Here is a 25,471-nt window from a genome sequence, read left to right as displayed (position 1 = left end):
ACCTCCATTGCGAAGGAAATTCGTTCATGTTCAACAAGGGACAACTCGCCGGTCTGATGAAGCAGGCGCAGGCCATGCAGGACAACCTCAAGAAAGCACAGGATGAACTCGCTTTTGTCGAAGTCGAGGGCGAATCCGGTGCCGGTCTGGTCAAGGTTCTGATGACGTGCAAACATGACGTCAAGCGTGTCACGATCGATCCGAGCCTGCTGGCTGATGACAAGGAAATGCTGGAAGACCTGGTCGCGGCGGCCTTCAACGCGGCCGTGCGCAAGGCGGATGACACGGCGCAAGAGCGCATGGGGAAACTCACAGCCGGCATGCCCGGCCTGCCTGCTGGCATGAAGTTTCCTTTCTGATGCGCGTCGCTCGCGTATCGGAGGCCTTGTCACTTATCGGTCGCTGACCCTTTGTCGGATACCCGATCACTGGAGTTGCTGGTGCAGGCGCTGCGCAGGCTGCCCGGCGTGGGCGCACGCTCGGCGGCACGGATGGCGTTTCACCTGTTGCAGCATGACCGCGAGGGCATGCGCTTGCTGGCAAACAGCCTCAACGAGGCGCAGGCCAACGTGCGCCACTGCAGTCGCTGCTACACGCTGACGGAATCGGAGATCTGCCGCACCTGCATGGACCCGGCGCGTGACCACAGCAAGCTGTGTGTGGTCGAGACGCCGGCCGATCAGGCCGCCGTGGAACGGACTGCCGCGTACCGCGGGCTGTATTTTGTTCTGATGGGGCGGCTGAGTCCGCTGGACGGGATCGGCCCGCGTGAGATCGGACTGGCCCGCCTCTTGGAACGGGCTGCCGACGGCGTGGTGCAGGAGGTGATCCTGGCAACCAATTTCACTGCCGAAGGCGAGGCGACCGCCCACGTTCTGGGCGAGGCGCTGCGCCGCCGGGGCCTGCAGGTTACGCGCCTGGCACGCGGCGTGCCGGCCGGGAGCGAGCTTGAATATGTCGACCTTGGAACGATTGCCCACGCCATGGTCGATCGTCGTCAGACCTGAGTTTTTCTCCCCCGTGCTCTCCGCACCCCGTTTGCCGGCAAACCGGCGGAAAAGGAAACACCCATGAATACCTCCCTGTCGCTGGTTCGTTTTTCCGTGGCCTATTGGTGTGTCCTCGTGGCCGCGCTGCTGCCTCTGGCCTGCGCCGGCATTGCCAAATGGGGCATGTTCAGGAAGGCCCGGCGTGATGGTGGCTACGACAACCACAACCCGAGGGCGTGGCTTGCCCGACAGACCGACTGGCGGGCCCGGGCGAACGCGGCGCAGGCCAACAGTTTCGAGGCCCTGCCGTTCTTCATCGGCGCTGTCATCATCGCCCACCAGATGGGCGCTCCCCAGTTGCGGGTGGATTTGCTGGCGTTCATTTTCATCGTGGCGCGGTTGTTCTACATCCTGATGTACGTGGGTGACCTGGCGACCTTTCGCTCGATTGCCTGGATGGTTGGGCTGGGCGCCAATATCGCGATCCTGTTTGCCGGATTCCGCTGAACCGTTTCGTCATCGGGGTTTCCCCGGTGAGTCGTGAAAACCCGAACGGGGTAGCTACCGATGGTCTGCCACCCGAACTGCGCCTAAGCTCGGAACTGTCACAAGAACAGTTTTCAAGAGGTGAGGGTGAGGGTGGCTCAAGCGCTGTGGATGCCGGAGCGAAGGCGTTTTCTCCGCTGGACGGGTGCGGGCCTGGCCGTTGTGGGCGCGCCGATGGTCCGCAGCCAGACCGGCACCGAGCGCAACCGGGTCACTGTGACCGTTGCCGGGGGCCTGTCGCTGGCCAATCTGCCACTGAGCGTGGCGTTACACCGGGGATTCTTTGGCCAGGAAGGGCTGGACGTCGATTTCGTCGAATCCTTGGACGAAGCGCAGTCCCAGCAGGCCTTCCTTTCGGGCGGGACCGAGCTGGTCTGTGGTCCGTACGAGCAGACGATGCGGTTGCAGGCGCGCGGCAAACCCGGTGTGGCGTTTGTGATGTTGGCCCGGGTGCCGAAGGTGGTCTTTGGCATCTCAACCCGCAAGCACGCCACCTTGCGTGCTCTGACAGATTTTCGGGGCCAACTCGTCGGTTACGGCGGTGCGGGCACCACGTCCGAGCTGGTCGCCCGCCAGGTGCTGAGTCGGGCCGGACTGCGCCCGACCGAGGTTCAATGGCAGGCGGTTGCCGACGCAGTGACCGGGTTGCATGGCGTGCGAAGCGGGCAACTCGATGCCTGGTGCAATGGGGATCCGGCCATGACCCAGCTGGAGCAGCGCTCCGAAGTGCGGGTGCTGTCCGATACCCGCACCTTGCGGGGAACGGCCGAACTTTTCGGCGGACCCATGCCCGGCCTGTGCCTGTATGCCACGTCGGCGTTTCTCCAGCGCAACCCCCGTCATGCCCAGGCCCTGGCCAACGCGGTGGTCCACGCCCTTCGCTGGCTGCAGACGGCGGGACCCCGGGATCTGGTGCGAACCTTGCCCGAGCGCATGTTCCTGGGGGATCGGGCGGTCTACCTTGCAGCACTGGCAAAGAACCAGGAAGGCTTCTCCACCGACGGTGTTCTGGCCGAGGACGGCGCCTGGACTGCATTGCGGCACCTGGCCGCCAATGATCCCGAGGTCCGTCTCGGCCGTATCGACCTGTCGCAGACATGGTCGGGGAGTTTTGCGTTGCGGGCGCGCGAGCAATTCCGGCTCTGAGGGCCAACCCCAGCTGCCGCCGCCGGGCAGCGGCCGCGACGCACACCGCTGCAGGGCACCCCGGGCGCCCTGCAGCGATGCGTCGCTCAGCGACGCGGGCGCGCTGGGGTGGGGCGCGCGGGGGGCCGTCGGGTCGGCGCAGGCGCTGCCTTGCGGGCACCCGCGGGGCCACGTGCGGCAGCCCGCGCCGGAACCGGCAGATAGACGACCACGGCCTGGCCTGCCTTGAGCGCTGCGGACGGGCTGCTGCGGTTCCATTCAGCGACGCTGGTGGCACTCAACCGCAGCCGCGCCGCCAGGCTGGCGACGGTTTCACCTTTGCGGGCCTTCACGGTGCTTCGCCGCAGGACCACTTCCGGTGCGAGCGCGAGCTGGCCGTTATCGGCAACATGGCTGGCAACGTCCTGTTCTTGCGACTCTTTGCGGGGGACCACCAGGGCTGAACCAGCCTTGATGAGCATCCTTGGCGGTATGCCGTTCACCTCCCGCAACTGGGCTTCGCTGGTACCCACGCGACGTGCGGCTTCGGCGACGGTCATGTTGACGGGCGCCTGCCAGGCGGTCCAGCTGGCCAGTCGGGCATTGCCGTGCTGGGCCAGGTTTTGCTTGAATACCGCTGCGTTGTCCCACGGCAGCAGGACCTGGGGTGTGCCGGCTGCCAGGATCACCGGTCGGTTGACCGACGGGTTGAGCGCCCGGAAGTCATCGACCGCGACTTCGGCGAGCCGCGCAGCCAGCGCCACATCGATATCGCGGGTGATATCGACCGTGTCGAAGAATGGGTGGTTCGGAATGTCCGGCAGCCGTGTGCGGTAGTAGTCCGGACGGGCGACGATGTTCTTGACGGCCTGCAGCTTGGGGACGTAATAGCGTGTTTCGTCCGGCATACGCAGTTCCGTGTAGCGCAAGCCCATACCCGCCGAACGGTTGCGTGCCATGGCACGCATCACGCTGCCTTCGCCCCAGTTGTAGGCGGCGAGCGCAAGGTGCCAGTCGCCGAACAGGCGGTAGAGCTTTTGCAGATAGTCGAGTGCGGCACGCGTCGATTCGAGCACATCGCGCCGATCGTCCCGGAACATGTTCTGCTTCAGGTCGAAATCCCGCCCCGTCGCCGGCATGAACTGCCACATGCCGGCGGCTTTCGCATGGGAGACCGCCTGGGGGTTGAAGGCCGACTCGATGAAGGGCAACAAGGCCAGCTCGCTGGGCATGTTGCGCCGCTCCAGCTCTTCGACGATGTGAAACAGGTACTTGCGCGAACGTTCCGCCATGCGCTGCATGTAGTCCGGGCGACTGACGTACCACTCGGTGCGGTCCTGGGCGAGGTCGGTCTCCAGATCCGGCATGGCAAATCCCCGCCGAATCCGGTCCCAGATGTCGGCCGGAGGCTCTAGCGCCGCCACGGCCGATGCACGCAGCGCGACGGCTTCAATCGGCCGCATGTCGGCGGCAGACCCCGGCGGTGCCAGGTAGGGCGCAGACAGGGAAAAACGGGAGGGCCCGGGCGTTGGCGCGGACACCGGGGCGGTGGTGGGCGTCGGTTTCGGGTCGGCCGGCATCACGGCCGGGGATGGCATGGCGTCGCTTGAAGCGGCCGTGTTCACGTTCGCCCGCACGCTGCCCATCGGTGCGGCACAGCCCGCCAGCAGGCTTGCGCCCAGAAGCAGAAAACAAGCGATAGTCTTCATTGGAAACGGTTCTTCCATTCGCGCAGCGCGGCGAAGGCGGCGATATCGTCGCCGGTGTCACACTGGCCGGCCAGTGCGTGCCGGACCGATGGCTCGCGGCTGCGCAAGAACGGATTGATTGCCCGCTCGACCGACAGCCGAGCTGGCAGGGTCGGTTGGCCGGTCGCTCGCAGTGCCTCGCACCGCTTCTGATACGCTTCCAGATCGGCATTGTGTGGCTCGACGACCCGCGCGAAACGCAGGTTCGACAGGGTGTACTCGTGCGCGCAGCAGACCTGGGTTGCATCCGGCAGCGCCGCCAGGCGGTCCAGCGACGACAGCATCTGCGCCGCCGTGCCTTCGAACAGGCGTCCGCAACCGCCGGAGAACAGGGTGTCGCCGCAAAAGAGCACCGGTGCACCGTCCACGTCGGCACAGAAATAGGCCACATGGCCCGCCGTGTGGCCGGGTACATCCAGGACGTCCCAGCGCAGGCCCAGCGCGTCGAATCGGTCACCGCCGATCTGGCCCGTGACTGGCGGGGAAACCGACTCCCGAGCGGGCGCGCGCACCAGGGCACCGGTTTCGTGACGCAGCCGGTCGATGCCACCGGTGTGATCGGGATGATGGTGGGTGACTAGAATCTGCTCCAGTTGCAGTTGCCATCGATGAAGCGCCTGCAATACCGGCTCCGCATCGCCGGGGTCGACCACCAGCGCCCGGTGACCGTCGTGCAGGAGCCAGATGTAGTTGTCGGAGTAGGCGGGTAGTGCAGTCAGGTCCATGAAAGCCCAGATTATAGAAACCCCTGTTCGCCTGCACGACTGGTTCCAGACCCCGTCGGGGCGTTATCTGCTTGAATGGGAGCAGGATCAGTTCGACCAGGCGGTGGCGGATCTGTTCGGCTATCACGCGCTCCAATTGGGCCTGGACGATCTCGATACCTTGCGCAACAACCGCATGCCCCATCGCTGGCTTGCACTGGAATCACCCCGCTGCGGACTGCCAGCGGACGAAGCAGAACGCGGCCCCGGCCTCGATTTGCTGTGTGACCACGCGGCCTTGCCATTTCCCGAACACAGTCTTGACCTGGTGTCCCTGCCGCACGCGCTGGAACTGAACCTGGACCCGCATTCCACGCTTCGCGAGGTCGAGCGCGTCCTGGTGCCGGAAGGGCGGGTGGTCATCAGCGGGCTCAATCCGGCCAGCCTGTGGGGATTGCGCCAGCAACGGGCCCACCTGTGCCGCCGCCTCGGATTCGGTTCGCTGTACCTGCCCGATGCCGGCGAGTTCATTGCCTACTGGCGCCTTCGCGACTGGCTGCGCCTGCTGGGATTTGAAGTCGAGGTGGTGCGCTTCGGCTGCTACCGGGCGGCGGTCCGCTCCGAGCGCTGGCTGCAGCGGCTGGCCTGGATGGACCGGGCTGGCGCGCGCTGGTGGCCCATCCTGGGCGCCGCCTATTTTGTGGTCGCCTGCAAGCGGGTGCGGGGTATGCGCCCGCTGGCGAATCCGTGGAAGGCGGCGCCGGTGGTTCAGCCTGCTTCTGTTTCTGTAGCAAACTATCACCTTTCCGCAACGGGTAAAGAACGAAAAGACGATGAATCACGTTGAAATCCATACCGACGGCGCCTGCAAGGGCAATCCGGGCCCGGGCGGCTGGGGTGTGGTGCTCCAGTCTGGCGCGGTGCGGCGCGAGCTTTTCGGCGGCGAAGCCGAAACCACCAACAACCGCATGGAGCTGACGGCGGTCATCGAGTCCTTGCGAGCGCTCAAGCGGCCGTGCCGGGTGTCCCTGTATCTCGACAGCGAGTACGTGCGCAAAGGCATCACGGAATGGATACATGGCTGGAAAGCCAAAGGCTGGCGTACGGCTTCCAAACAGCCCGTGAAGAATGCGGACCTGTGGCAGGTGCTGGACGGTCTGGTCCACAGCGGGCCCCACCAGATCGAATGGCACTGGGTCAAAGGCCATGCCGGCAACGCGGGCAACGAGCGCGCCGACGCGTTGGCCAACCTTGGTGTCGACCAGGCCCGGGCACAGCGCGTGTAAAGCCGGGGTAAAGCCGGCGCCGCGCGCGCGAAGCCGACGCGGGTGTGACGCACGCGGTGCGGTTTGAACTGCTACATTGGCCGCTTTTCGACATTCGCTTCAGCGACACCGTCCGATGGCATCCAGAATCCTTTATACCGGCGTTGCCGCCGTTGGCATTGCAGCGGCCGCCGCTGCTGCCTGGTGGTACCAGTCCCGCCCTGTCGCGCCCAAAGAAGTCGGCGCGCCGCCCGCTGCAGCAGCCCGTGCGGGTGCGTCCGCACCGGGCGGCCCGGCGGCGCGACCGGCTGGTGTCGAAGTGGCCCGCGTCGAAGCGACCCGCCTGCAGGACGATGCCCAGGCCGTGGGCACATTGCGGTCCCGCCAGAGCGTGATGCTGCGGCCCGAGGTGGCCGGACGGGTGGTGAGCCTGGGCTTTGCCGATGGCGCGGCGGTCAAGGCCGGGCAGTTGCTGGTCCAGCTCGACGACACGCTGCAGAAGGCCGAACGGTCCCAGGCGCAGGCGCAGGTGTCGATTGCCCAGGCCAACTTCAAACGGAACCAGGAACTGGTGGCACAGAACTTCGTTGCCCAACGGGTGCTTGACGAAAGTGCCGCGGCGCTGCAGGTGGCCCAGGCCCAACTGGCGCTGGCCGACGCCCGCCTGGCACGGATGCGCATCGTTGCGCCGTTTGACGGTGTGCTGGGCCTTCGCTCGGTCAACCTCGGCGACTACGTCAAGGACGGTGCCGACCTGGTCAATCTGGAAGATCTGTCCACGATGCTGGTCGATTTCCGCCTGCCCGAACGTTTCCAGACCCGGCTGCGCCGTGGCCAGCGGGTGGAATTGCAGCTGGATGCCTTCCCCGGCCGGCAATTCGAGGCCCGGGTCGAGGCGATCGACCCGTTGCTGGACGCCAATGGTCGCTCGGTGGCGGTCCGCGCGACCTTGCCCAACACCGGCGGCGTGGCCATCGTTGCGGCCGGTGGTGGCGGCGCGGCCGCTCGCCCGGGTGGTGCGACGGCCGCTGCGGGGCCGGGCTTACCGGCCGCCGTTGCCGCTTCGTCGGCGCGCCGTGTTGCGCTTTCCGGTGGGCCGGTCGCGCGCGGCTCGGGCTCCGGTGGCACCGGGCCCTTGCGAGCGGGCATGTTCGCCCGCGTGACGGCGGTGTTCGATGTGCGCGAGGCCGCCCTCATGGTGCCCGAAGAAGCCATCGTGCCACAGGGCGGGCGGCAGTTTGTCATCAAGGTGGTCGAGCCTTCGGCGGTGCCAGGCACCGCCACGGCGGCCCTGCCGCCAGAAGTCAAGTCTGTTTCATTGCGCCAGGAAGTCCGCCTTGGGGTACGCCGTCAGGGCAAAGTGGAATTGCTCGACGGTGTGAAAGCCGGTGAAACCGTGGTGGTTGCCGGACAGCAACGCCTGCAGCGGGACGGCACCCCCGTTCGTATCGTCGAGGCGGGACGCCCTGGAGCCCCGGCCCCAGGCGCTGGCGCGGGTCCCGGCGGTGGTGCCACTCCCGCGGCAGGGCCGGGTTCTTCCGCTGGCGGCTCGCCTGGCGTGCCCGTGCCCCCTGCCTCCGCAGCGGCGGTCCCTCCGGCAGCCGCGGCACCACCGGCCGGCACCGGTTCTGCCGCACGGTAAGGGGAAGCGCGCATGCAACTGGCAGAAACCTCCATTCGCCGGCCGGTGTTCGCCACCGTGTTGTCGCTGCTGATCGTGCTGATCGGTTATGTGTCCTTCACGCGCCTGTCGGTGCGCGAGTACCCGAAAATCGACGAACCGGTGGTCACGGTCGAAACCCGCTTCGGCGGTGCTTCCAGCGAAGTCATCGAATCGCAGGTGACCAAAATCCTTGAGGACTCGCTGGCCGGCATCGAGGGGGTGGACGTGATCACGTCCATCAGCCGCCAGGAACAGAGCCAGATTACCGTGCGTTTCTCGCTCGCCCGCGATGCCGACTCGGCAGCCGCCGATGTGCGTGACAAAGTCAGCCGCGTGCGTCAGCGTCTGCCGCAGGGCATCGATGAGCCCGTGATTGCCAAAGTCGAGGCCGACGCCTTTCCGGTGATCTGGCTGGCGCTCAGTTCCGATACCCACAGTGCGCTGCAGCTGTCCGACATGGCCAACCGCGTGGTCAAGCCGGTGCTGCAGACCGCGCCCGGCGCGGCCGATGTGCGGGTTTTCGGCGAGCGCAAGTTCGCCATGCGCATCTGGCTGGACCCCGACCGCCTCGCGGCCTACCGCCTGACGGTGCAGGATGTGGAGGACGCGCTGCGCCGCAGCAATCTGGAGGTGCCCGCCGGCCGGATCGAAAGCCGCAACCGCGAATTCAACGTGACGGCCGCAACGGACCTGCAACGCCCGCAGGAGTTCGCCCAGGTCGTGATACGCACGGTCAACGGCCAGCCGGTGCGCATCGGTGATGTCGCACGTGTGCAGCAGGGGCCGCTCGCCGAACGCACCAGTGTGCGTCTCAACGGTCGCGACTCCGTCTCGCTGGGGGTGATCCGCCAGGCGACGGCCAACCCGTTGGAGCTGTCCGCCGGGGTGCGCCAGCTTCTGGACAAGGTCAAGCGCGAATTGCCGCCGGGTGTGGATGTCGATGTCGCCAATGACAACTCGGTGTTCATCGACCGCTCGATCAAGGCGGTCTACCAGACCATCGCCGAAGCCGTGGTGCTGGTCGCGCTGGTGATCTTCTTTTTCCTGCGCACCTTCCGGGCATCGATCATTCCGTTGGTCACCATCCCGGTCTCGCTGATCGGCACGTTTGCCCTGATGGCTCTGGCCGGGTTCACCATCAACACCCTGACCCTGCTGGCGCTGGTGCTGGCCATCGGCCTGGTGGTGGACGACGCCATTGTGGTGCTGGAGAACATCTACCGACACATTGAAGAGGGTCTGAGCCCCTTTGCCGCCGCCATCAAGGGAGCGCGGGAAATCGGCTTTGCCGTGGTGGCCATGACGCTCACGCTGGCGGCGGTGTATGCGCCGCTGGCCTTCACGCCGGGGCGGACGGGGCGGCTGTTCACCGAGTTCGCGCTGGCACTGGCCGGCTCGGTGATCGTGTCCGGTTTTGTGGCCTTGACCCTGTCGCCCATGATGTGCTCCAAGCTGCTCAGGCACCAAAGCGAGCATGGCTGGTTCGACCGGACCATCGAGCGTTTCCTGCAGGCTGTCACACGCGGATATGCCCGCCTGCTGGGCTGGGCGCTGGCCGCCCGTTGGCTGGTTGTGCTGGTCATGGTTGGCAGTGGCGTATTGACCTGGCACCTGCTGTCCGGCATCAAAAGCGAGCTTGCGCCGCTGGAAGACCGGGGGGTGATCCTCACTGTGATCAACGGCCCCGACGGTGCCACCCTCGACTACACCAACCGGTATGCGCAGGCCATTGAGCGAATCGGCCAGTCCTACGCCGAGTTTGACCGGGTATTTGTGGTCAACGGCAACCCCTCGGTGGCGCAAGGCAACGTGTTCCTGCGGGCCTTGCCGTGGGAGGAGCGCACCCGCACGACGCTCGACATTGCCCGCGAGATCACCCCAAAGGTAGCCGGGCTGCCGGGTGTGCAGGCCTTCCCGATCACGCCGCCCTCGCTGGGCCAGGGTTTTCGGGAGCGGCCGGTCAACTTTGTGATCATGACCAGCGAAAGTTATGCCAATCTGGCGCAGGTGGTCCGCGCCTTCCAGGACGAACTGGCCAAGAACCCCGGCTTTGTTCAGGTGGACACCGACCTGCGCCTGAACAAGCCTGAAATCCGCCTGGAGGTGGACCGCGAGAAGGCCGCTGACCTGGGCGTCAGCGTCGAGGCCGTGGCCCGCTCGGTCGAAACCATGCTGGGTGGACGCAACGTGACCCGTTACAAACGAGAGGGCGAGCAGTACGACGTGGTGGTGCAGACCACCGCCAGCGGGCGCGACACCCCCGATGACATCGAGAAAATCTTTGTCCGTGGCCGCAACGACACCATGATTCCGCTCTCGGCACTGGTGCGCACCCGCGAAGTGGTGGTTCCCCGCGAACTCAACCATTTCGGCCAACGGCGTTCGGCATCCATCACGGCCAACCTGGCGCCGACCTATTCGCTCGGTGAGGCGCTGGCGTTCATGGACAGCACGGCGCAGAAAGTGCTCAAGAGCGGCTATGCCACCGACCTCAATGGCAGCAGCCGCGAATTCCGCAACGCCTCCGGCTCGCTGGCGATGGTGTTTGTGCTGGCCTTGCTGTTCATCTACCTGGTGCTGGCGGCGCAGTTCGAGAGCTTCGTGGATCCGCTGGTGATCATGCTCAGTGTGCCCTTGTCCATGGCCGGCGCGCTGCTGGCGCTGCAGTTCACGGGCGGCACACTCAACGTGTTCAGCCAGATCGGGCTGATCACCCTGGTCGGGCTGATCACCAAACACGGCATTCTGATCGTGGAATTTGCCAACCAGTTGCGGGAGCAAGGTCATGCCATGCTGGATGCCGTCCGCCAGTCCGCCGTGCAGCGCCTTCGCCCCATTCTGATGACCACGGGCGCCATGGTGCTCGGCGCCATTCCCCTGGCGCTGGCCACCGGCGCCGGCGCCGAAAGCCGCCGCCAGATCGGGTGGGTCATTGTCGGTGGCATGAGTCTGGGCACGGTGCTGACCATCTTTGTGGTGCCCACCATGTACACCTTGCTGGCCCGCCGGCGCACGCCGGGCGCCATACGAACCCCGGTAGCGGGTGAAGGTGTACCGGCGGCCACCGGCGCCGCCGCGCACTGACGCGGAGCAGCGCCGACCGCCACGGCCGCAGCCCCGCCCGAACCGCAGGGGGCGGTTGGTCAGGTTTCGGCGTAGCGCTGCAGCACGTACGTGCCGGGCGCCTCGCTCAGTCGCGCGGCGCGGGCTGTGCGGCGGGCGGGCTGCCGGGGGCCGGATCGCGCGGCCAGCCAGGCCTGCCAGGCTGTCCACCAGCTGCCCTCACACGGCGTCGCGTTGCGCGCCCACTCGTCGGCCTCGACCCAGTCGCCGTGGGCCGGGCGGGTCGCCATTCGGTAGCGGCGGTTTGCGTGCCCGGGCTCGGAGATGATGCCGGCGTTGTGGCCGCCACTGCACAGCGCGAAGGTGATCTCGGCGTCGCACAGGTGGTGCAGCTTGTAGACCGAGCGCCAGGGCGAAATGTGGTCCCGCTCCGTTCCCACCATGAACACCGGCTGGCGAATGTCACCCAGCGACACCGTGCGTCCCTCCACCCGGTAAGTGCTGGTGGCCAGCGCGTTGTGCAGGTACAGCGAGGTCAGGTACTCGTGGTGCATGCGTGCCGGCATGCGTGTCGTGTCGGCGTTCCAGGCCATCAGGTCGTTGGGTTGCTCGCGCTCGCCCATCAGGTACTCACGCATGCGGCGCGTCCAGACGAGGTCGCGAGAGTGCAGGAACTGGAACGAACCGGCCATCTGGCTGCCGGACAGGTAACCTTGACCGCGCGTGATGTTGTCCAGATAGCCGATCTGGCTTTCGTCGATGAACAGGCCCAGTTCGCCCGGCTCGGAGAAATCGGTCTGCGCGGCCAGCAGCGTCAGGGTGGCCAGCGGCGGCAGGGCTCGCGCGCCACGCACGCCCCCCTTGCGGGCGATGGCGGCGGCGGCAATGGCCAGCAGCGTGCCGCCCAGGCAGTAGCCCATCGCATGCACCTCCGTGCCGGGGCCGCTGTGCTGGCCGATCGCCTGCAGCGCGTCCAGTACGCCCATGCGCAGGTAGTCGTCCAGCGTCAGCTCGGCGTCGCTGGCATCCGGGTTGCGCCATGACAGCATGTACACCGTGTGGCCCTGGCTGACCAGGTAGCGGACCATCGAATTGTGCGGGGACAGGTCCAGGATGTAGTACTTCATGATCCACGACGGGATCACCAGAACCGGCTCGGGGTGAACCTGCGGTGTCTGCGGGTCGTAGCGGATCAGCTCGATCAGGTGGTTGCGGTAGACCACGGCGCCGGGGGTTACCGCAACGTCGCGGCCCACGACGTACTTCGCCTCGGTCGCACCTTGGTCCGGTTCGGCGACGCCGGTCACGTCGGCCAGCCAGTGTCGGGCGCCCTGCGCCAGGTGCGCGCCGCCCGATTCGATGGCGTCACGCAGTACGACGGGGTTGGTGGCCAGCCAGTTGGCGGGCGCCATCACCCCCAGCCACTGCCGGGCGAAGAACTCGGTCATGTTGGCGTGATGCGCCGTCATTCCCGGTACGCGTGAAGCCTCGCGCCAGAAGGCTTCGGCGTTGCGAAAGCCGGCCCGCATCTGGCTGAAGGGCCACTGCGCCCAGGCCTCGTGGCGAAAGCGCGGGTCATCGTCGGCGGCGCCCGCGCCTTCCGACACGCTGTCGCGCTGTGTCAGCGTGTCCTGCCACAGGCGTGCCGCCAGCGCCGCCAGTTCCATCTGCCGGCCGGGCGAAACACCCAGGTGCCAGGCCCAGTCGGCTGCCGCCAGGCTGAGCGAAACGGGAGACAGGCTGCCGAACAGCGGCGCCGCAGCGGCATGGAGCAGGCGGTCCAGCCGCTCGGTCTCGGTTTCGGCAGCGCGTGGCGGGTCCTGGCTGGGGTGGGGGGCGGGCGTTTTCATGGCGGCCATTGTCCGGGCTGGGCCGTGACATCGACATGACACACATCAAGAGGCTGCATACGGGCCGTGGGCCGCCGGTTTTCCGTGAAAAGTCACCGTACCCACGGCAAAAAGGTCGCTTTTGGCTATGTTTTCGATAGTTGTCGGCTTTCCGGCAGCCTTTTGACCAACGCGCTTGACAGCGCCGTGCTCTCGCCGCATCGTCGGCTCATGGTGCAATTTGCGTTTTGCCACTCGGGCACGCGCGGCGGGGGTGTGGGCGCTGGCGCGCTTCGCGCCGGGCGGGCGCTGGCATGAGCCGGGTTTTTGACTCCCTGCGGCTTTCGGCGGTGTCGCTGGACATCGCGGCGGTCAACCGGGGCGGCGCCCGGGCTGTGGCGGACCGGCAGCGGCGGCGTCTGGAACGCGTCGTTGCGGCGGCGCTGCGGGATTCGCGGCTGTACCGGCGGCTGGTGGCGAACCACGCCCCCGGCGGCCTGGCCTCGGATGCCGCGCTGGCCGCGCTGCCAGTCACCCACCGCGCCCAGCTGATGGCGGAGTTTGACGACTGGGTGACTGATCCGCGCCTGCGTCGCAGCGCGCTGGCGGCGTTCATGGCCGAACCGGCGAACATTGCTGTGCCCTATGACGGCCGCTACATCGTCTGGGAAAGTTCAGGCACCAGCGGCCAGCCCGGACTGTTTGTGCAGGACGCCGAATGCATGGCGGTGTATGACGCCCTCGAATCGCTGCGCCGCAGCGCGCCCCGGCCGCTCAGCCGCTGGATGGACCCGTGGTATCTGGCGGAGCGCATGGCCTTTGTGGGCGCCATCGGCGGGCACTTCGCCAGTATCGTGTCGTTGCAGCGGCTTTGCGCGCTGAACCCCTGGATGGGGGGGGCCACCCGCAGTTTCTCCGTGCTGGAGCCCACCGCCCGCCTGGTGGACGCACTCAATACCTGGAACCCGACCGTTCTGGCCACGTACCCCACGGCGGCGGCCTTGCTGGCCGACGAGGCGGCCGCCGGGCGGCTGCGGGTGCGCCCGCGCGAAGTCTGGACGGGCGGTGAAACCCTCAGTCCCGGCATGCGACGCCACGTCGAGCAGCAACTGGGCTGCAATGTGCGCAACAGTTATGGTGCGTCGGAGTTTCTGGCCATGGGTTGGGAATGCGCGCACGGCCAGCTGCACCTGAACGCCGACTGGGTCATCCTGGAGCCGGTGGACGAACAGTACCAGCCGGTGCCGCCCGGGGCTGCCTCGGCCAGCGTCTTGCTGACCCACCTGGCCAACACGGTGCAGCCCCTGATCCGCTACGACCTGGGTGACCAGATCATGCTGTCCGACCAGCCCTGTCGCTGCGGTTCGCCGCTTCCGATCATCCAGGTGCGTGGACGCGACGACGAGCCCCTGGTGCTGCGTGGCCGCCACGGCGAAACGGTGACCCTGCTGCCGATGGCCCTGACCACGGTGCTGGAGGAGGAGGCCGGCGTTTTCGACTTCCAGCTGGTGCAGCGTGACGACCACAGCCTGACGCTGCGCCTGCCTTTGAGCGGCGAAGCCGCCGATGCCGCCTTCGCCCGCTGCCGCAGCGCGCTGGCGGCATTTGCCGCCAGTCAGGGTCTGCGGGGTTTGCCGATCCATGAAGAGCGCGCCGTCACCCTGGCGCGCGGGCACAGCGGCAAAGTCTGCCGGGTGCTGGGCGGTGCGGTGTCGGGCATGGCCACCGCGGCCGGGGCAGGCCCGGGTGCGCGGGTCCAGGCCGAAGCGCCGTGCACCCACGCCGACTGAAGGTTCAAAATAAATAGCGCAAAAGGACGCTTTTGCGCTGGGTAGGGGCTGATTTTGGCCAAAAGCCGATCAGACCATGCCGTCGAACATCATCACGTCCACCGCATCGCCCACCGCCACGTTGCCCTGGTCGTGGTGCAGCACGATCAGGCCGTTGGCTTCGACCATCGAGCGCAGCACCCCCGAGCCCTGGTTGCCGGTGGTGCGCACCTGCAGCGTGCCATCGGCCGCGGTGCTGACGATGCCGCGCTGGTATTCGGTGCGGCCGGGTTTCTTGCGCAGCGCCTCCTGGCTGTGCGCTTTCAGCAACGGCTGCGTGCAGGCGGTGCAACCCATCATGCGCAGCAGGGCGGGTCGCACGAAGGCCAGAAAGGTCACCATCACCGCCACCGGGTTGCCGGGCAATCCGAAGAGGATGGCCTCATGATTGCTCCCGAAATCAGAGCTGAAAACGACCTTTTCACGCTGGGTATCGGCCAATTTCATGGCTGAAATGCGTCCCACGGCCATCGGGCGGCCCGGGCGCATGGCGATGCGCCAGAAGGCGACGTCGCCCAGCTGTTTCATCATGGTCTTGGTGAAGTCGGCCTCGCCCACGCTGACGCCGCCGCTGGTGATGATGGCGTCGGCTTCGCGTGCGGCGCGGGTGAAGGCGGCTTCCAGCAGCGTGGGCTCGTCGCGCACGACGCCGAGGTCCAGCACCTCGACGCCCAGCCGGGTGAGCAGGCCGAACACGGTGTAGCGGTTGCTGTCGTACACCGCGCCTTCGCGCGGCGCCTCGCCGATGCTGAGGATTTCGTCGCCGGTGGAGAAATACGCCACCCGCAGGCGCCGCAGCACCGGCACCGTGGCCACGCCCAGGCTGGCCAGCAGGCCGCAGGCGGCCGGCCCGATGCGGCTGCCAGCGGCCAGCGCCGGCCGGCCGGCCATCAGGTCTTCGCCCAGCAGGCGGCGGTTGTCGCCGCGCTGCAGCACCCCGGCGGGGATGTGGACGGTGTCGCCCTCCACGCGGGTGAACTCCTGCGGGACCACGGTGTCCAGCCCGGCCGGCATGATGGCGCCGGTCATGATCTTGACGCACTCGCCCGGGCCGACACGGCCTTGCCAGGCTTTGCCGGCCAGCGCGGTGCCCACCACGGTGAGCGCCAGCGGCCCGTCGGGCTGCAAGGCCGCGCCGTCAAAGGCGTAGCCGTCCATGGCCGAGTTGTCGTGCGGCGGCACGCTCACCTGCGAGACCACGTCCCGCGCCAGCACCCGCCCCAGCGACTGGAAAATGCCCACGTCTTCCACGTCCGTGACAGGCTCCACCAGCCGCGCCAGAAACTCATTGACCTGCGCCGCGCCCAGGGCTTTCGGGTCGTAGCCCTGGAGTTCGGCGGCAATCTGTTCCAGGGTTTTCATGTTTCGAGCGAACGCAGTTCGGCCAGGGTGTTGGCGTTGAAAAAGGCGCGGGGGTCGTCACCGGGCCGGTCAAACGGCACCACCACCGTGTGGTGTTCGCCGGTCCAGCGGTCGATCTTGCGACCGCCCGCCTGGGTGAAGCGCACCAGGCTTTCCAGCATGCTGGTGCGCAGCAGACAGAACACCGGCTGCGGGCGCACGCTGCCGTCTTCTTCCGGCGCGGCCGCCATGGCGATGTCGGCGTGTTCGCGGGTGGCCGCCTCGGCCAGGCGTTCGGCCAGGTCCAGCGGGAAGAGCGGCGTGTCGCACGGCACCGTCAGCAGCCACGGGGTCTCGCTGTGCTCCAGACCGGTCAGGAAGCCGGCCAGCGGCCCGGCGTAGTCGGCCAGTGCGTCCGGCCAGACCGGGGCGCCGAAGGCCTCGTAAGCGGCCAGGTTGCGGTTGGCGTTGATCAGCGTCTGCCCGATCAGGCCGCCTGCCTGCTGCTGCAGCCGCAGCAGCGTGTGCAGCGCCAGCGGCACGCCGTTGAAATTCTGCAGGCCTTTGTCCACGCCTCCCATGCGGGAGCCGCGTCCGCCAGCCAGGACCAGCGCGGTGATGTCAAAGGGTTCAATCATGGGGCAGGGGACTCCGGTGGCGAAAAGTCGATGGCCTCGGCCGGCACCACCCGGGTGCGCGGGCCGAAGCTGGAGATGTTGCTCAGGGTGGCGTTGTGGTGCGCAATCACCTGCGGCGCGCTCAGGTGGGGGTTGCCGGCCGAGGTGTGGCCGTCGGCCACCAGCGTCACCGGGTAGCCCAGCGCCATGGCGCGGCGGGTGGTGGTGTCGACACAGAACTCGGTGTGCATGCCGCAGATCACCAGGGTGTCGATGCCGCGCGCCTGCAGCAGTTCCTGCAGCCCGGTGTGGTGAAAACTGTCGGGTGTGGTTTTGCGCAGGCGCAGGTCGCCCGGCAGGGCGCTCAGGCCCGCGGCCAGCTGCCAGCCGGGTGTGCCGTGTTCCAGATAGCCGTCGCGGCCTTCGTGCTGAATGAAGATCACCGCCACCCCGGCCTGTCGGGCCCGGGCGGTGACCGCGTTGATGCGTGCGATGGTGCCGGCACCGTCGTGCGCGGCGCCAGGTCCCTCGCACAGGGCTTGCTGCACGTCGATGACCAGGACGGCGGGAGTTGTCATGACAGGTCCGTGGACGGGTGAAAGGGTGACAGAGGGGCCAACAATGCGCGGCGGCTCCGGGGGCTGGGCACCGTCGGGCGACCTGCGCAACCGGCTCAGCCGCCGATGTAACTCATTTCCACCCGCCGGGCGCCGGTGCCGGCGTCGGGCGGCAGGCTGGCCCGCTGTTCGGAATAGCGGTCGCTGCGGCCCTGCCAGATGGCGCCGATGGCGCTGGCGATGGCCGTGTCGTCGGCGCCGCCGCGCAGCAGGGCGCGCAGGTCGTAGCCGTTGCTGGCAAACAGGCACAGAAACAGGCGCCCCTCGGTGGACAGGCGGGCGCGGTTGCAGTCGCGGCAGAAAGCCTGCGTCACGCTGCTGATGACACCGATCTCGCCCAGGGCCGGGTCGTGCCGGCCGTCGGCGCCGGCGTAGCCCCAGCGTTCGGCGGTTTCGCCGGTGGCCGTGTGCTCCAGCGGCACCAGCGGCAGTTCCGCCCGGATCATCTGCACCACGTCGGCACTCGGCAGCACCTCGTCCATGCGCCAGCCGTTGGTGGCGCCGACATCCATGTATTCGATGAACCGCAGCACCACACCGCTGCCCCGGAAATGGCGCGCCATGGGCAGGATTTCATGCTCGTTGGTGCCGCGCTTGACCACCATGTTGACCTTCACCGGGCCCAGACCCGCGGCCCGCGCGGCGGCGATGCCCTCCAGCACGTCCGCCACCGGGAAGTCCACGTCGTTCATGCGGCGGAACACCGCGTCGTCCAGCCCGTCCAGGCTCACGGTGACCCGGCGCAGGCCCGCGTCCTTCAGCGCGCGGGCCTTGCGGGCCAGCAGCGAGCCGTTGGTGGTGAGTGTGATGTCCAGCGGCTCCCCGTCCACCGTGCGCAATGCTGCCAGCTGATCGATCAGCACCTCGATGTTCTTGCGCAGCAGGGGCTCGCCGCCGGTCAGGCGGATTTTCTGCACACCGTGGGCGATGAACTGCCGCGCCAGGCGGGTGATTTCTTCGAATGTCAGCAGCGCGCTGTGGGGCAGGTAGGGGTAGTCCTTGTCGAACACTTCCTTGGGCATGCAGTAATTGCAGCGGAAGTTGCAGCGGTCGGTGACACTGATGCGCAGGTCGCGCAGCGGCCGGCCCAGCGCATCGCCCAGCAGACCGGTGGCGGGAACGGGATGGGCGGGCCGTGGTGCCGACAGGGCGGCAATGCGCTGGTCAACCAGGGGAATGACGCGTTCGGACATGCGCGGCATTATGCCGGGCCACTGCCGGCGCAATGGTCCGGCCGTAGCCCTGCCGGCGACGCGGGCAAACGACCGCCAGGCCCTTGGTCGATCCCGCCGGTCCGCGCTACCATGGGGCACTGCACCCGAGACCGGAAGGAGAGCCCATGAAAGCCCGAAGACGACAGCTGATGCTGGCGCTGCCCGCCGGCCTGGCGACCGCCGCAGCCGGGCTGCCCGTGCTGGCCCAGTCACCACCACCGAGCGAAGCGGTTGCCCCGGCTTTGCCCGCCGTGGGGTCGCCCCTGCGCCTGCCGGCGGTGACGCTGGTCGATGGCAGCACTTTTGTCCCCGCGCAGGCCGACGGCCAGATCACCGTGCTGTACTGGTGGGCCAGCACCTGCCCCTTCTGTGCCTTGCAAAGCCCGGAGATGCAAAAACTCTGGACCGTGGCGCGACCGCGTGGTCTGCGCCTGCTGGCGCTGTCCGTGGACCGCAGGCCCGAGGACGCCACGGCCTACCTGCAGAAAAAGGGCTACACCTTCCCCGCCGCGTGGGTGACGCCCGAATTCCAGCGGGCGCTGCCCAAGCCGCGCGGGCTGCCCATCACCGTGGTCCGAGGCCGCGACGGGCGGGTGCTGCAGGCCGAAAAAGGCCAGATGTTCGCCGAGGATGTCGAGCAGCTCGTGCGCTGGCTGGGCTGATCCGAAGCATCGCCAATCGGCAGGCGCATTTCCGGCTTCCGGCCGGTGTATTCGCCGCGAGGCCCGGCGCCGGGGGCGAGACCGCACTACGATCGGGGCAACACCCGAGGTCCCCCGCCCATGCCCCATGACATCAGCCTGATCAGTACCATCGCCGCGGCTTTTGGCCTGGCGATGGTGTTCGGGCTGGGCGCGGCGCGGCTGAAGCTGCCGCCGCTGGTGGGGTACCTGCTGGCGGGCATTGTGGTCAGTCCGGCGACGCCGGGTTATGTGGCGGATGTGGGCCTGGCCGGGCAACTGGCGGAAATCGGCGTGATGTTGCTGATGTTCGGCGTGGGGCTGCACTTCTCGCTGGCCGACTTGATGGCGGTCAAGAAAATTGCCGTGCCCGGAGCCATCGTGCAGATCGGTGTGGCGACGCTGTTGGGCGCGGTGGTTGCCATGGCCTGGGGCTGGGACCTGGGCTCGGGGGTGGTGTTCGGGCTGTGTCTTTCGGTCGCCAGCACGGTGGTGCTGCTGCGGGCACTGGAGGCCAAGGGCCTGCTCAAGTCGGTCAACGGCCAGATTGCAGTCGGCTGGCTGGTGGTGGAAGACCTGGTCATGGTCATGGTGCTGGTGCTGCTGCCGGCGGTGGCGGGCTTGCTCAAGGCGAACACCGATGCCGCCGCCGTGGCCGATGCCGGTTCGATCTGGGGCACCGTGGGCTGGACCCTGGCCAAGGTGACCGCGTTTGTGGTGCTGATGCTGGTGGTGGGCCGGCGGCTGCTGCCCAAGCTGTTGTGGTGGATCGCGCGCACCGGCTCGCAGGAACTGTTCACCCTGGGGGTGGTGGCCATAGCCGTGGGCGTGGCATTCGGCGCGGCCAAGCTGTTCGATGTGTCTTTTGCGCTGGGGGCGTTTTTCGCCGGCATGATGATGCGCGAGAGCGAGTTCAGCCACCGCGCGGCGGACGAGTCCTTGCCGCTGCGCGATGCGTTTGCGGTGCTGTTTTTTGTCTCGGTGGGCATGTTGTTCGATCCGGCGGTGATCGTGCAGCAGCCCCTCAAACTGCTGGCGGTGGTGGCCATCATTCTGGTGGGCAAGACCGTGGCGGCCGTCGCGCTGGTGCTGCTTTTCCGGTATCCGCTCAACACGGCCCTCACGGTCGGCGCCAGTCTGGCGCAGATCGGCGAGTTCTCCTTCATCCTTGCCGGGCTGGGGGTCGCGCTGGACCTGCTCCCGCGGGAGGGCCAGAGCCTGGTGCTGGCCGGCGCGCTGATCTCGATTGCCGCCAACGCGGCCCTGTTCTCGGCGGTGGAGCCGCTGCGCCGCTGGATTCTGGCGCGCTCCGAACTGGCCCGGCGCCTGGAAATGCGCGACGACCCCCTGGCGGAGCTGCCGACCTCGACCGACCGCCGCGTGCTCAGCGGGCAGGTGGTGCTGGTCGGCTACGGCCGCGTCGGACGGCGGATTTCCGATGCCCTGCGCGAGCGCAACATTCCCCTGGTGGTGGTGGAACAGAACCGCGAACGCGTGGAAGACCTTCGTCGCGAAGGCATCGCCGCGGTGAGTGGCGACGCGATGACGGCCGAGGTGCTCGTTCAGGCCCATGTGGCCCATGCCGCCATGCTGGTCATCGCCATCCCCGATGTGGTGGACGTGCGCAAGATGGTGCAGACCGCCCGCACACTCAATCCGGCGATTGTGGTGGTGCTGCGGACCCGCAGTGAAGCCGAGGCGCAATTGCTGCGGGGGGAGAACCTGGGCACCGTGTTCCTCGGTGCGGAGGAGCTTGCCCGCGGCATGACCGGTCACGTGCTGGAGCACCTGCGGATGCGGCCCGTCCCGGGTTCACCGCCCCGTTCTTCCGTGGCGGTCCACTGAGGACGGGGTTGGCGGCCGGTCAGCGAGCCGCCGGCTTCAGCGCCGCTTCGACCGCCTGCACCAGCAGGCGGCTTTGGGGGGTGACGGCGGAATCGAAGCTCTGCACCTCGCCGTCCGCGGTGATCAGGTACTTGTGGAAGTTCCATTGCGGCGCCTGCCCGGTGCGGCGGATCAGCTGGCTGTAGAGCCGGTCTGCCCGGATCGGGGTGGTGAGTTTTTCCCCCACGGTGAAGGTCACGCCATAGTTGATCTGGCAGAACTCGGCAATCTGCTGGTTGTTGCCCCGCTCCTGGGCACCGAAATCGTTGGCGGGCAGGGCCACGACCCGCAAGCCCTGGGTGCCGTAGCGCCGGTGCAGCTTTTCCAGTCCCTCGTACTGCGGCGTGAAGCCACAGGCGCTGGCGGTGTTGACCAGGAGCACGGCCCGGGCGTCGACCCGGCACAGATCCACCGGCGTGCCGCCGATGATGGGGTTGACCTTGTAACTGTCGAGCCCGGCGCAGAAACTGGCCGTTTGTGCGCCAGCAGGCGCTGCCAGCAGGCAGGCTGCCAGCGGCAGGGCGAAAAAGCGGTGTGCAGCGTTCATGGCGCCACTGTAGGGCAGGGCGCAAAGCCCTGCGGCCGGCCCCGCTATACGCAGCGCGCGCCGTCCACCTCGATGCACACACCGCTGATGAAGGCGGCCTCGTCGCTGGCCAGGAACAGGGCCGCATTGGCCACATCCAGCGCCGTGGAAAAGCGGCCCAGCGGAATGGTGGCGCGGAATTTGGCCAGGCGATCCTCGGTCAGCTCGCCGCCGGCGAATTCGGCCGCCAGGCCGGTGGTGGGGTTGAACACCGGGTTGATGCAGTTGACGCGGATGTTCTCCGGCCCCAGTTCGGCCGCCAGCGACTTGCTGGTGGTGATGACCGCGCCTTTGGAGCCGTTGTACCAGGTCAGGCCCGGGCGCGGGCGCACCCCGGCGGTGGAGGCGATGTTGATGAAGCAGCCGCCGCCATGCGCCCGGAAGGCCGGCACGGCGTGGAGGGTGGCCAGGTAGATGCTTTTGACGTTGACGGCGTAGCAGCGGTCGAATTCGGCCTCGCTGACCTCCAGCGCCGGGCGGTTGCGGTGCGTCCAGCCGGCGTTGTTGACCATCACATCCAGCCGCCCGTGGCGGGCCAGCGCCGCCGCCACCAGCGCCTGCACGTCGGCGGACTGCGTGACGTCCGCCCGGCAGAACGCGGCATCGCCGCCGGCGCGGCGGATCTCGTCCACCACCTGCCCGGCCGCCTCGGCATGAATGTCGTTGACGATCACCCGCGCCCCTTCGGACGCCAGCCGGCGCGCAATTCCCGCGCCAATGCCGCTGCCAGCGCCGGTCACGATGACGGATTTGTGGGCCAAACGCATGGTCAATGCCTCCGAAATACTATAAAAACAATAGCTAAAAACGACCTTTTTTCGCTGGGTATGGGCAGATTTCGCTTGAAATCGGCCCGAAATCGCCCCAGGGGGTGCCTCAGCCGTGCCGGATGGCCACGGTCTTGAGGGTGGTGAAGCCGTACAGGGCTTCAAAGCCCTTTTCGCGGCCGTGGCCGCTGGACTTGACGCCGCCGAAGGGCAGTTCCACGCCGCCGCCGGCACCATAGTTGTTGACAAAAACCTGGCCGGCGCGGATGCGCCGCGCCAGGCGGAACTGCCGCGCACCGTCGCGCGTCCACACACCGGCGACCAGGCCGTAACGGGTGGCGTTGGCCAGCGCCACGGCATGGTCCTCGTCGCGGAAGGGCATGGCGCACAGCACGGGGCCAAAAATTTCTTCCTGCGCCAGGCGGTGCTCAGGGGGCACGTCGCGCAGCAGCGTGGGCGCCTGGTAGAAGCCGGTTTCGGGCGCGGAGTCGACGACACGGCCTTGCGCCACCAGCGGGATGCCGGCGACCTGCGCGTCGGAGAGAAAGTCCCACACCCGCTGCTGCTGGCTGGCGCGGATCAGCGGGCCGAGGTCCAGGTCCATCGCGGCCGGGCCGACGCGCAGCGCGTCGAAGGCGGCGCCCAGGCGGTCGAGCAGCTTGTCGTAGATCAGCTCGTCGATGAGCACCCGCGAGCCGGCGCTGCAGGTCTGGCCGGCGTTCTGGATGATGGCGTTGACGATGGCGGGAACGGCGGCGTCGAGGTCGGCGTCGGCAAAAACGATCTGCGGGCTTTTGCCGCCCAGCTCCAGCGTGACCGGGCAGTGGCGCTCGGCGGCACGCTGCTGTATCAGTGTGCCCACCCGCGGGCTGCCGGTGAAGCTGATGTGGTCGATGCCGGGGTGGCGGGCCAATGCGTCGCCGACTTCATGGCCGTAGCCGGTGACGATGTTCAGCGCGCCGGCCGGAAAGCCGGCTTCCGCCGCCAGCTGGGCGACGCGCAGCAGCGACAGGCAAGCATCTTCGGAGGGTTTGACCACACAGCAGTTGCCGGCGGCCAGCGCGCCGCCCACGCTGCGGCCGAAGATCTGCAGGGGGTAGTTCCACGGAATGATGTGGCCGGTGACGCCATGCGGTTCGCGCCAGGTGAACACGCTGGTGTCCTGGGTGCCGGGCAGGGTCTGGCCGTGCAGCTTGTCGCAGGCGCCGGCGTAGAACTCGAAATAGCGGGCCAGCGCCAGCGCGTCGGCGCGGGCCTGCCGGGTGGGCTTGCCGCAATCGCGCTGTTCGATGGCGGCCAGTTCGTCGGCATGGTCCGCCACGGCAGCGGACAGTCTCATCAGCAGGCGTCCGCGCTCCTGCGCGCCGGTGTGGCGCCACAGTGCCTCCAGACATTGCCGCGCGGCGCTGGCGGCCTGGTCGATATCGTGCTCGGTGCTGCGCTGCACCTGCTCGAAGGGCTGGCCGTCGGACGGGTCGATGACGTCAATGAGCCGCCCGCTGGCGCCGGGCACGGCGGCATTGGCAATGAAGTTGTGCTGCATGGCCGCATTGTGCGGCAGTCGCTCGCCGCATGGGGGCCTCGCGGGCGCCCGTGCGTCTAGGCGTTACAGACACCGGATGCGGGCGCCGCGGTGGTGCCCAACCGGCTCAGCGCGGTCGGGCCGACCAGCACACGCCCCTGGTCGTCGGTCAGCGTGACACTGAGGGTCGGGGCGGATTGCCAGGGGCCGTCAAATTGCAGGCGCAGGGTGCCGTCCGTTCGGGTCACGCCCGCGGCGGTGGTGGTTTCGATCTGCCCGCGGACGATGGCCAGCTGGGTCTCGTCGATGCTCCACGCGTCAGTGCGGATGAAGCGAATGCAACCGGCGCGCAAGTCGATGCGCTGCGCCTCCAGGGTGAGGCTCTGGACCAGGCACTGACTGCCGATGCAGTTCGACGGCGAGGCCGAGAAACCGGGCTGCGAGGCGCCGAAATACAGGCTGGTTCCCGCCGGCAGGGACGTGGCCGCGATCGGGCCGGTGCCGGTGCCGCCGGTGCCCGGGCCGCAGGCGGCCAGCACCAGCGCCAAGGCGATGCCGGCCAGCCGCTGGAGGCTGCGTGGCAGCAGCGGGTCACGGGTTGTGTGGGGGCGGGGATGGTTCTTCGGTGGCATAAAAATACGCTCCAAAACGGGCCCGATGAACGCGGGCGTGGGCGGGTTCGTGGATCTGGTCGTGGTCGAAGCGCACCTGGGCTTCGCGCATCACGGTCCGAAATGCCGTGCGCCAGGCACGGGCCGATGTCTGGTGCAGGTGCCGGGCGGACGCCTCGGTCAGCTGATCGACAAAGATCGCCTGTTCGAGGTAGTTGCCGCCCCCGTCGATATTGCTGACCGCCGCACCCAGGTGGTCGTGCAGGTTGTCGCGCAGCAGCGCGGCCATTTCAGCAAAGCCCTGGCGCGGGGCAAAGCCGGGTTGCAGCAGTTCGATCCGGTCGGCTTCGGCCGAAACAGAGATCAGGCCCAGGCGCTGCAGTTCATCGAGCACGGCGCGGGATCGGGTGTCGGTGCTGATGCGGCTGACCAGATGGTCGAATTCGGCCCGGGTCAGCGCGGCGGGCAAGCCTTCGGAGTCGGAATCACCGCATTCCTGAAGCCAGCGGGCCACGACCTGGCTGGCCATGTTCATGGGTGCGTCATGGCGCCGCTGGGCGGCCGTATCCGGGCGGGCCAGCGTGCGCAGATCCCGCCGGTGCACCCCACTGAGCAGGCTGACGGCGCTGTCGGTGCGCTTTTTCCCCTCCCGGGCGAGTTCGTCCTCGGCAGCTTGCATGAAGACGGCTTTGAGTGCGGCGGCGAAAGCCGGGTAGCCCACGCCATGGCGAACGAGCAGGCGAACCAGCGGACGCAGCAGTTGCAGCGCTGCGTCCAGCACGATGGCGGGTCGCGTACCACCCGGATCGGCGGTTTTGGCGGCGGCAGGAACTTGACCGGTTTGCATGAATGTGGGATATTATCCCACAAA

The 25,471-nt window shown here is 67.8% G+C and carries 23 protein-coding genes; 11 read left to right on the top strand and 12 right to left on the bottom strand.

Going from position 1 to position 25,471, the window contains the following annotated elements; genetic code table 11:
- The first annotated feature begins 26 nt into the window (after positions 1-26).
- From AC2EBU_RS04715 to AC2EBU_RS04700, 4 genes are all read left to right on the top strand, one after another.
- Complete coding sequence (locus AC2EBU_RS04715; protein ID WP_484609213.1) at positions 27-359, top strand: YbaB/EbfC family nucleoid-associated protein; 333 nt, start codon at positions 27-29, stop codon at positions 357-359.
- Positions 360-410: 51 nt separating this feature from the next.
- Positions 411-1,007 (top strand): recombination mediator RecR, encoded by a 597-nt coding sequence (recR, locus tag AC2EBU_RS04710; protein WP_484609212.1) that lies wholly within the window; start codon positions 411-413, stop codon positions 1,005-1,007.
- 63 nt (positions 1,008-1,070) lie between these two features.
- On the top strand, positions 1,071-1,496 hold the full coding sequence (locus AC2EBU_RS04705; protein ID WP_484609211.1) for an MAPEG family protein: 426 nt from the start codon (positions 1,071-1,073) through the stop codon (positions 1,494-1,496).
- Positions 1,497-1,628: 132 nt separating this feature from the next.
- Entirely contained in the window at positions 1,629-2,681 is a 1,053-nt protein-coding gene (locus AC2EBU_RS04700) for an ABC transporter substrate-binding protein (RefSeq protein WP_484609210.1), read from the top strand.
- 86 nt (positions 2,682-2,767) lie between these two features.
- Here the strand turns inward: AC2EBU_RS04700 and AC2EBU_RS04695 are convergent, their stop codons facing one another.
- Positions 2,768-4,369 carry a transglycosylase SLT domain-containing protein gene (locus tag AC2EBU_RS04695; protein WP_484609209.1) on the bottom strand — a complete coding sequence of 534 codons (1,602 nt, stop codon included), beginning with the start codon at positions 4,367-4,369 and terminating at the stop codon, positions 2,768-2,770.
- Positions 4,366-5,133, bottom strand: a complete 768-nt coding sequence (gene gloB / locus AC2EBU_RS04690) for a hydroxyacylglutathione hydrolase (RefSeq protein WP_484609208.1) — start codon at positions 5,131-5,133, stop codon at positions 4,366-4,368. Before gloB ends, AC2EBU_RS04695 begins: the two co-directional genes overlap by 4 nt.
- Here gloB and AC2EBU_RS04685 point away from each other — a divergent pair.
- The 4 genes from AC2EBU_RS04685 (at position 5,132) to AC2EBU_RS04670 (ending at position 11,124) form a co-directional block, all read left to right on the top strand.
- Complete coding sequence (locus tag AC2EBU_RS04685) at positions 5,132-5,959, top strand: class I SAM-dependent methyltransferase (protein WP_484609207.1); 828 nt, start codon at positions 5,132-5,134, stop codon at positions 5,957-5,959. The two genes, gloB and AC2EBU_RS04685, sit on opposite strands and share 2 nt — an antisense overlap.
- Positions 5,946-6,398, top strand: coding sequence for a ribonuclease HI (gene rnhA / locus AC2EBU_RS04680; protein WP_484609206.1), 453 nt, complete (start codon positions 5,946-5,948; stop codon positions 6,396-6,398). The genes AC2EBU_RS04685 and rnhA overlap by 14 nt, the downstream gene beginning before the upstream one ends.
- A gap of 115 nt (positions 6,399-6,513) precedes the next feature.
- On the top strand, positions 6,514-8,019 hold the full coding sequence (locus AC2EBU_RS04675) for an efflux RND transporter periplasmic adaptor subunit (RefSeq protein ID WP_484609205.1): 1,506 nt from the start codon (positions 6,514-6,516) through the stop codon (positions 8,017-8,019).
- Between the two features lie 12 nt (positions 8,020-8,031).
- Positions 8,032-11,124, top strand: coding sequence for an efflux RND transporter permease subunit (locus AC2EBU_RS04670; protein WP_484609204.1), 3,093 nt, complete (start codon positions 8,032-8,034; stop codon positions 11,122-11,124).
- A gap of 59 nt (positions 11,125-11,183) precedes the next feature.
- Here AC2EBU_RS04670 and AC2EBU_RS04665 read toward each other — a convergent pair whose 3' ends face one another.
- Positions 11,184-12,953 carry a PHA/PHB synthase family protein gene (locus AC2EBU_RS04665; protein ID WP_484609203.1) on the bottom strand — a complete coding sequence of 590 codons (1,770 nt, stop codon included), beginning with the start codon at positions 12,951-12,953 and terminating at the stop codon, positions 11,184-11,186.
- 293 nt (positions 12,954-13,246) lie between these two features.
- Between AC2EBU_RS04665 and AC2EBU_RS04660 the strand changes: the two genes are divergently transcribed.
- Entirely contained in the window at positions 13,247-14,722 is a 1,476-nt protein-coding gene (locus tag AC2EBU_RS04660) for a phenylacetate--CoA ligase family protein (RefSeq protein ID WP_484609202.1), read from the top strand.
- A 69-nt stretch (positions 14,723-14,791) separates the two neighbouring features.
- Here AC2EBU_RS04660 and moeA read toward each other — a convergent pair whose 3' ends face one another.
- The 4 genes from moeA to moaA form a co-directional block, all read right to left on the bottom strand.
- A complete protein-coding gene (moeA, locus tag AC2EBU_RS04655; RefSeq protein WP_484609201.1) occupies positions 14,792-16,123 on the bottom strand; it encodes a molybdopterin molybdotransferase MoeA in 1,332 nt (443 codons plus the stop codon).
- A complete protein-coding gene (gene mobA, locus AC2EBU_RS04650) occupies positions 16,120-16,740 on the bottom strand; it encodes a molybdenum cofactor guanylyltransferase MobA (protein ID WP_484609200.1) in 621 nt (206 codons plus the stop codon). The genes moeA and mobA overlap by 4 nt, the downstream gene beginning before the upstream one ends.
- On the bottom strand, positions 16,737-17,297 hold the full coding sequence (locus AC2EBU_RS04645) for a cysteine hydrolase family protein (RefSeq protein WP_484609199.1): 561 nt from the start codon (positions 17,295-17,297) through the stop codon (positions 16,737-16,739). The genes mobA and AC2EBU_RS04645 overlap by 4 nt, the downstream gene beginning before the upstream one ends.
- Positions 17,298-17,392: 95 nt before the next feature.
- The gene (gene moaA / locus AC2EBU_RS04640) at positions 17,393-18,529 is read right to left on the bottom strand and encodes a GTP 3',8-cyclase MoaA (RefSeq protein ID WP_484609198.1); all 1,137 of its coding nucleotides are present in this window, start codon (positions 18,527-18,529) and stop codon (positions 17,393-17,395) included.
- Positions 18,530-18,675: 146 nt separating this feature from the next.
- On the opposite strand from moaA, the gene AC2EBU_RS04635 reads away from it, so the two are divergent.
- Both AC2EBU_RS04635 and AC2EBU_RS04630 read left to right on the top strand, forming a co-directional pair.
- Positions 18,676-19,212 carry a TlpA family protein disulfide reductase gene (locus AC2EBU_RS04635; protein WP_484609197.1) on the top strand — a complete coding sequence of 179 codons (537 nt, stop codon included), beginning with the start codon at positions 18,676-18,678 and terminating at the stop codon, positions 19,210-19,212.
- Positions 19,213-19,332: 120 nt separating this feature from the next.
- Complete coding sequence (locus tag AC2EBU_RS04630; protein ID WP_484609196.1) at positions 19,333-21,075, top strand: cation:proton antiporter domain-containing protein; 1,743 nt, start codon at positions 19,333-19,335, stop codon at positions 21,073-21,075.
- 19 nt (positions 21,076-21,094) lie between these two features.
- Here AC2EBU_RS04630 and AC2EBU_RS04625 read toward each other — a convergent pair whose 3' ends face one another.
- The 5 genes from AC2EBU_RS04625 to AC2EBU_RS04605 form a co-directional block, all read right to left on the bottom strand.
- The gene (locus AC2EBU_RS04625; RefSeq protein ID WP_484609195.1) at positions 21,095-21,661 is read right to left on the bottom strand and encodes a glutathione peroxidase; all 567 of its coding nucleotides are present in this window, start codon (positions 21,659-21,661) and stop codon (positions 21,095-21,097) included.
- A 44-nt stretch (positions 21,662-21,705) separates the two neighbouring features.
- Complete coding sequence (locus AC2EBU_RS04620) at positions 21,706-22,467, bottom strand: SDR family oxidoreductase (protein WP_484609194.1); 762 nt, start codon at positions 22,465-22,467, stop codon at positions 21,706-21,708.
- A gap of 109 nt (positions 22,468-22,576) precedes the next feature.
- On the bottom strand, positions 22,577-24,010 hold the full coding sequence (locus tag AC2EBU_RS04615; RefSeq protein ID WP_484609193.1) for an aldehyde dehydrogenase family protein: 1,434 nt from the start codon (positions 24,008-24,010) through the stop codon (positions 22,577-22,579).
- 56 nt (positions 24,011-24,066) lie between these two features.
- Positions 24,067-24,621, bottom strand: coding sequence for a hypothetical protein (locus AC2EBU_RS04610; RefSeq protein ID WP_484609192.1), 555 nt, complete (start codon positions 24,619-24,621; stop codon positions 24,067-24,069).
- Positions 24,581-25,447 carry a DUF6502 family protein gene (locus AC2EBU_RS04605; protein WP_484609191.1) on the bottom strand — a complete coding sequence of 289 codons (867 nt, stop codon included), beginning with the start codon at positions 25,445-25,447 and terminating at the stop codon, positions 24,581-24,583. The genes AC2EBU_RS04610 and AC2EBU_RS04605 overlap by 41 nt, the downstream gene beginning before the upstream one ends.
- Positions 25,448-25,471: the final 24 nt, after the last annotated feature.

The organism is Curvibacter sp. T50 (assembly GCF_057219955.1).
Note: the sequence above shows the minus strand (reverse complement) of the source record. Positions and strands in the feature narration are given on the sequence as shown.

Excerpts from the sequence above, each read along its gene's own strand:
- AC2EBU_RS04715 (WP_484609213.1), top strand. The coding sequence starts at position 27 with ATGTTCAACAAGGGACAACTCGCCGGTCTGATGAAGCAGGCGCAGGCC.
- AC2EBU_RS04705 (WP_484609211.1), top strand. The coding sequence starts at position 1,071 with ATGAATACCTCCCTGTCGCTGGTTCGTTTTTCCGTGGCCTATTGGTGT.
- AC2EBU_RS04695 (WP_484609209.1), bottom strand. The coding sequence starts at position 4,369 with ATGAAGACTATCGCTTGTTTTCTGCTTCTGGGCGCAAGCCTGCTGGCG.
- AC2EBU_RS04685 (WP_484609207.1), top strand. The coding sequence starts at position 5,132 with ATGAAAGCCCAGATTATAGAAACCCCTGTTCGCCTGCACGACTGGTTC.
- gloB (WP_484609208.1), bottom strand. The coding sequence starts at position 5,133 with ATGGACCTGACTGCACTACCCGCCTACTCCGACAACTACATCTGGCTC.
- rnhA (WP_484609206.1), top strand. The coding sequence starts at position 5,946 with ATGAATCACGTTGAAATCCATACCGACGGCGCCTGCAAGGGCAATCCG.
- AC2EBU_RS04675 (WP_484609205.1), top strand. The coding sequence starts at position 6,514 with ATGGCATCCAGAATCCTTTATACCGGCGTTGCCGCCGTTGGCATTGCA.
- AC2EBU_RS04670 (WP_484609204.1), top strand. The coding sequence starts at position 8,032 with ATGCAACTGGCAGAAACCTCCATTCGCCGGCCGGTGTTCGCCACCGTG.
- AC2EBU_RS04665 (WP_484609203.1), bottom strand. The coding sequence starts at position 12,953 with ATGAAAACGCCCGCCCCCCACCCCAGCCAGGACCCGCCACGCGCTGCC.
- AC2EBU_RS04660 (WP_484609202.1), top strand. The coding sequence starts at position 13,247 with ATGAGCCGGGTTTTTGACTCCCTGCGGCTTTCGGCGGTGTCGCTGGAC.
- moeA (WP_484609201.1), bottom strand. The coding sequence starts at position 16,123 with ATGAAAACCCTGGAACAGATTGCCGCCGAACTCCAGGGCTACGACCCG.
- mobA (WP_484609200.1), bottom strand. The coding sequence starts at position 16,740 with ATGATTGAACCCTTTGACATCACCGCGCTGGTCCTGGCTGGCGGACGC.
- AC2EBU_RS04645 (WP_484609199.1), bottom strand. The coding sequence starts at position 17,297 with ATGACAACTCCCGCCGTCCTGGTCATCGACGTGCAGCAAGCCCTGTGC.
- moaA (WP_484609198.1), bottom strand. The coding sequence starts at position 18,529 with ATGTCCGAACGCGTCATTCCCCTGGTTGACCAGCGCATTGCCGCCCTG.
- AC2EBU_RS04635 (WP_484609197.1), top strand. The coding sequence starts at position 18,676 with ATGAAAGCCCGAAGACGACAGCTGATGCTGGCGCTGCCCGCCGGCCTG.
- AC2EBU_RS04630 (WP_484609196.1), top strand. The coding sequence starts at position 19,333 with ATGCCCCATGACATCAGCCTGATCAGTACCATCGCCGCGGCTTTTGGC.
- AC2EBU_RS04625 (WP_484609195.1), bottom strand. The coding sequence starts at position 21,661 with ATGAACGCTGCACACCGCTTTTTCGCCCTGCCGCTGGCAGCCTGCCTG.
- AC2EBU_RS04620 (WP_484609194.1), bottom strand. The coding sequence starts at position 22,467 with ATGCGTTTGGCCCACAAATCCGTCATCGTGACCGGCGCTGGCAGCGGC.
- AC2EBU_RS04615 (WP_484609193.1), bottom strand. The coding sequence starts at position 24,010 with ATGCAGCACAACTTCATTGCCAATGCCGCCGTGCCCGGCGCCAGCGGG.
- AC2EBU_RS04610 (WP_484609192.1), bottom strand. The coding sequence starts at position 24,621 with ATGCCACCGAAGAACCATCCCCGCCCCCACACAACCCGTGACCCGCTG.
- AC2EBU_RS04605 (WP_484609191.1), bottom strand. The coding sequence starts at position 25,447 with ATGCAAACCGGTCAAGTTCCTGCCGCCGCCAAAACCGCCGATCCGGGT.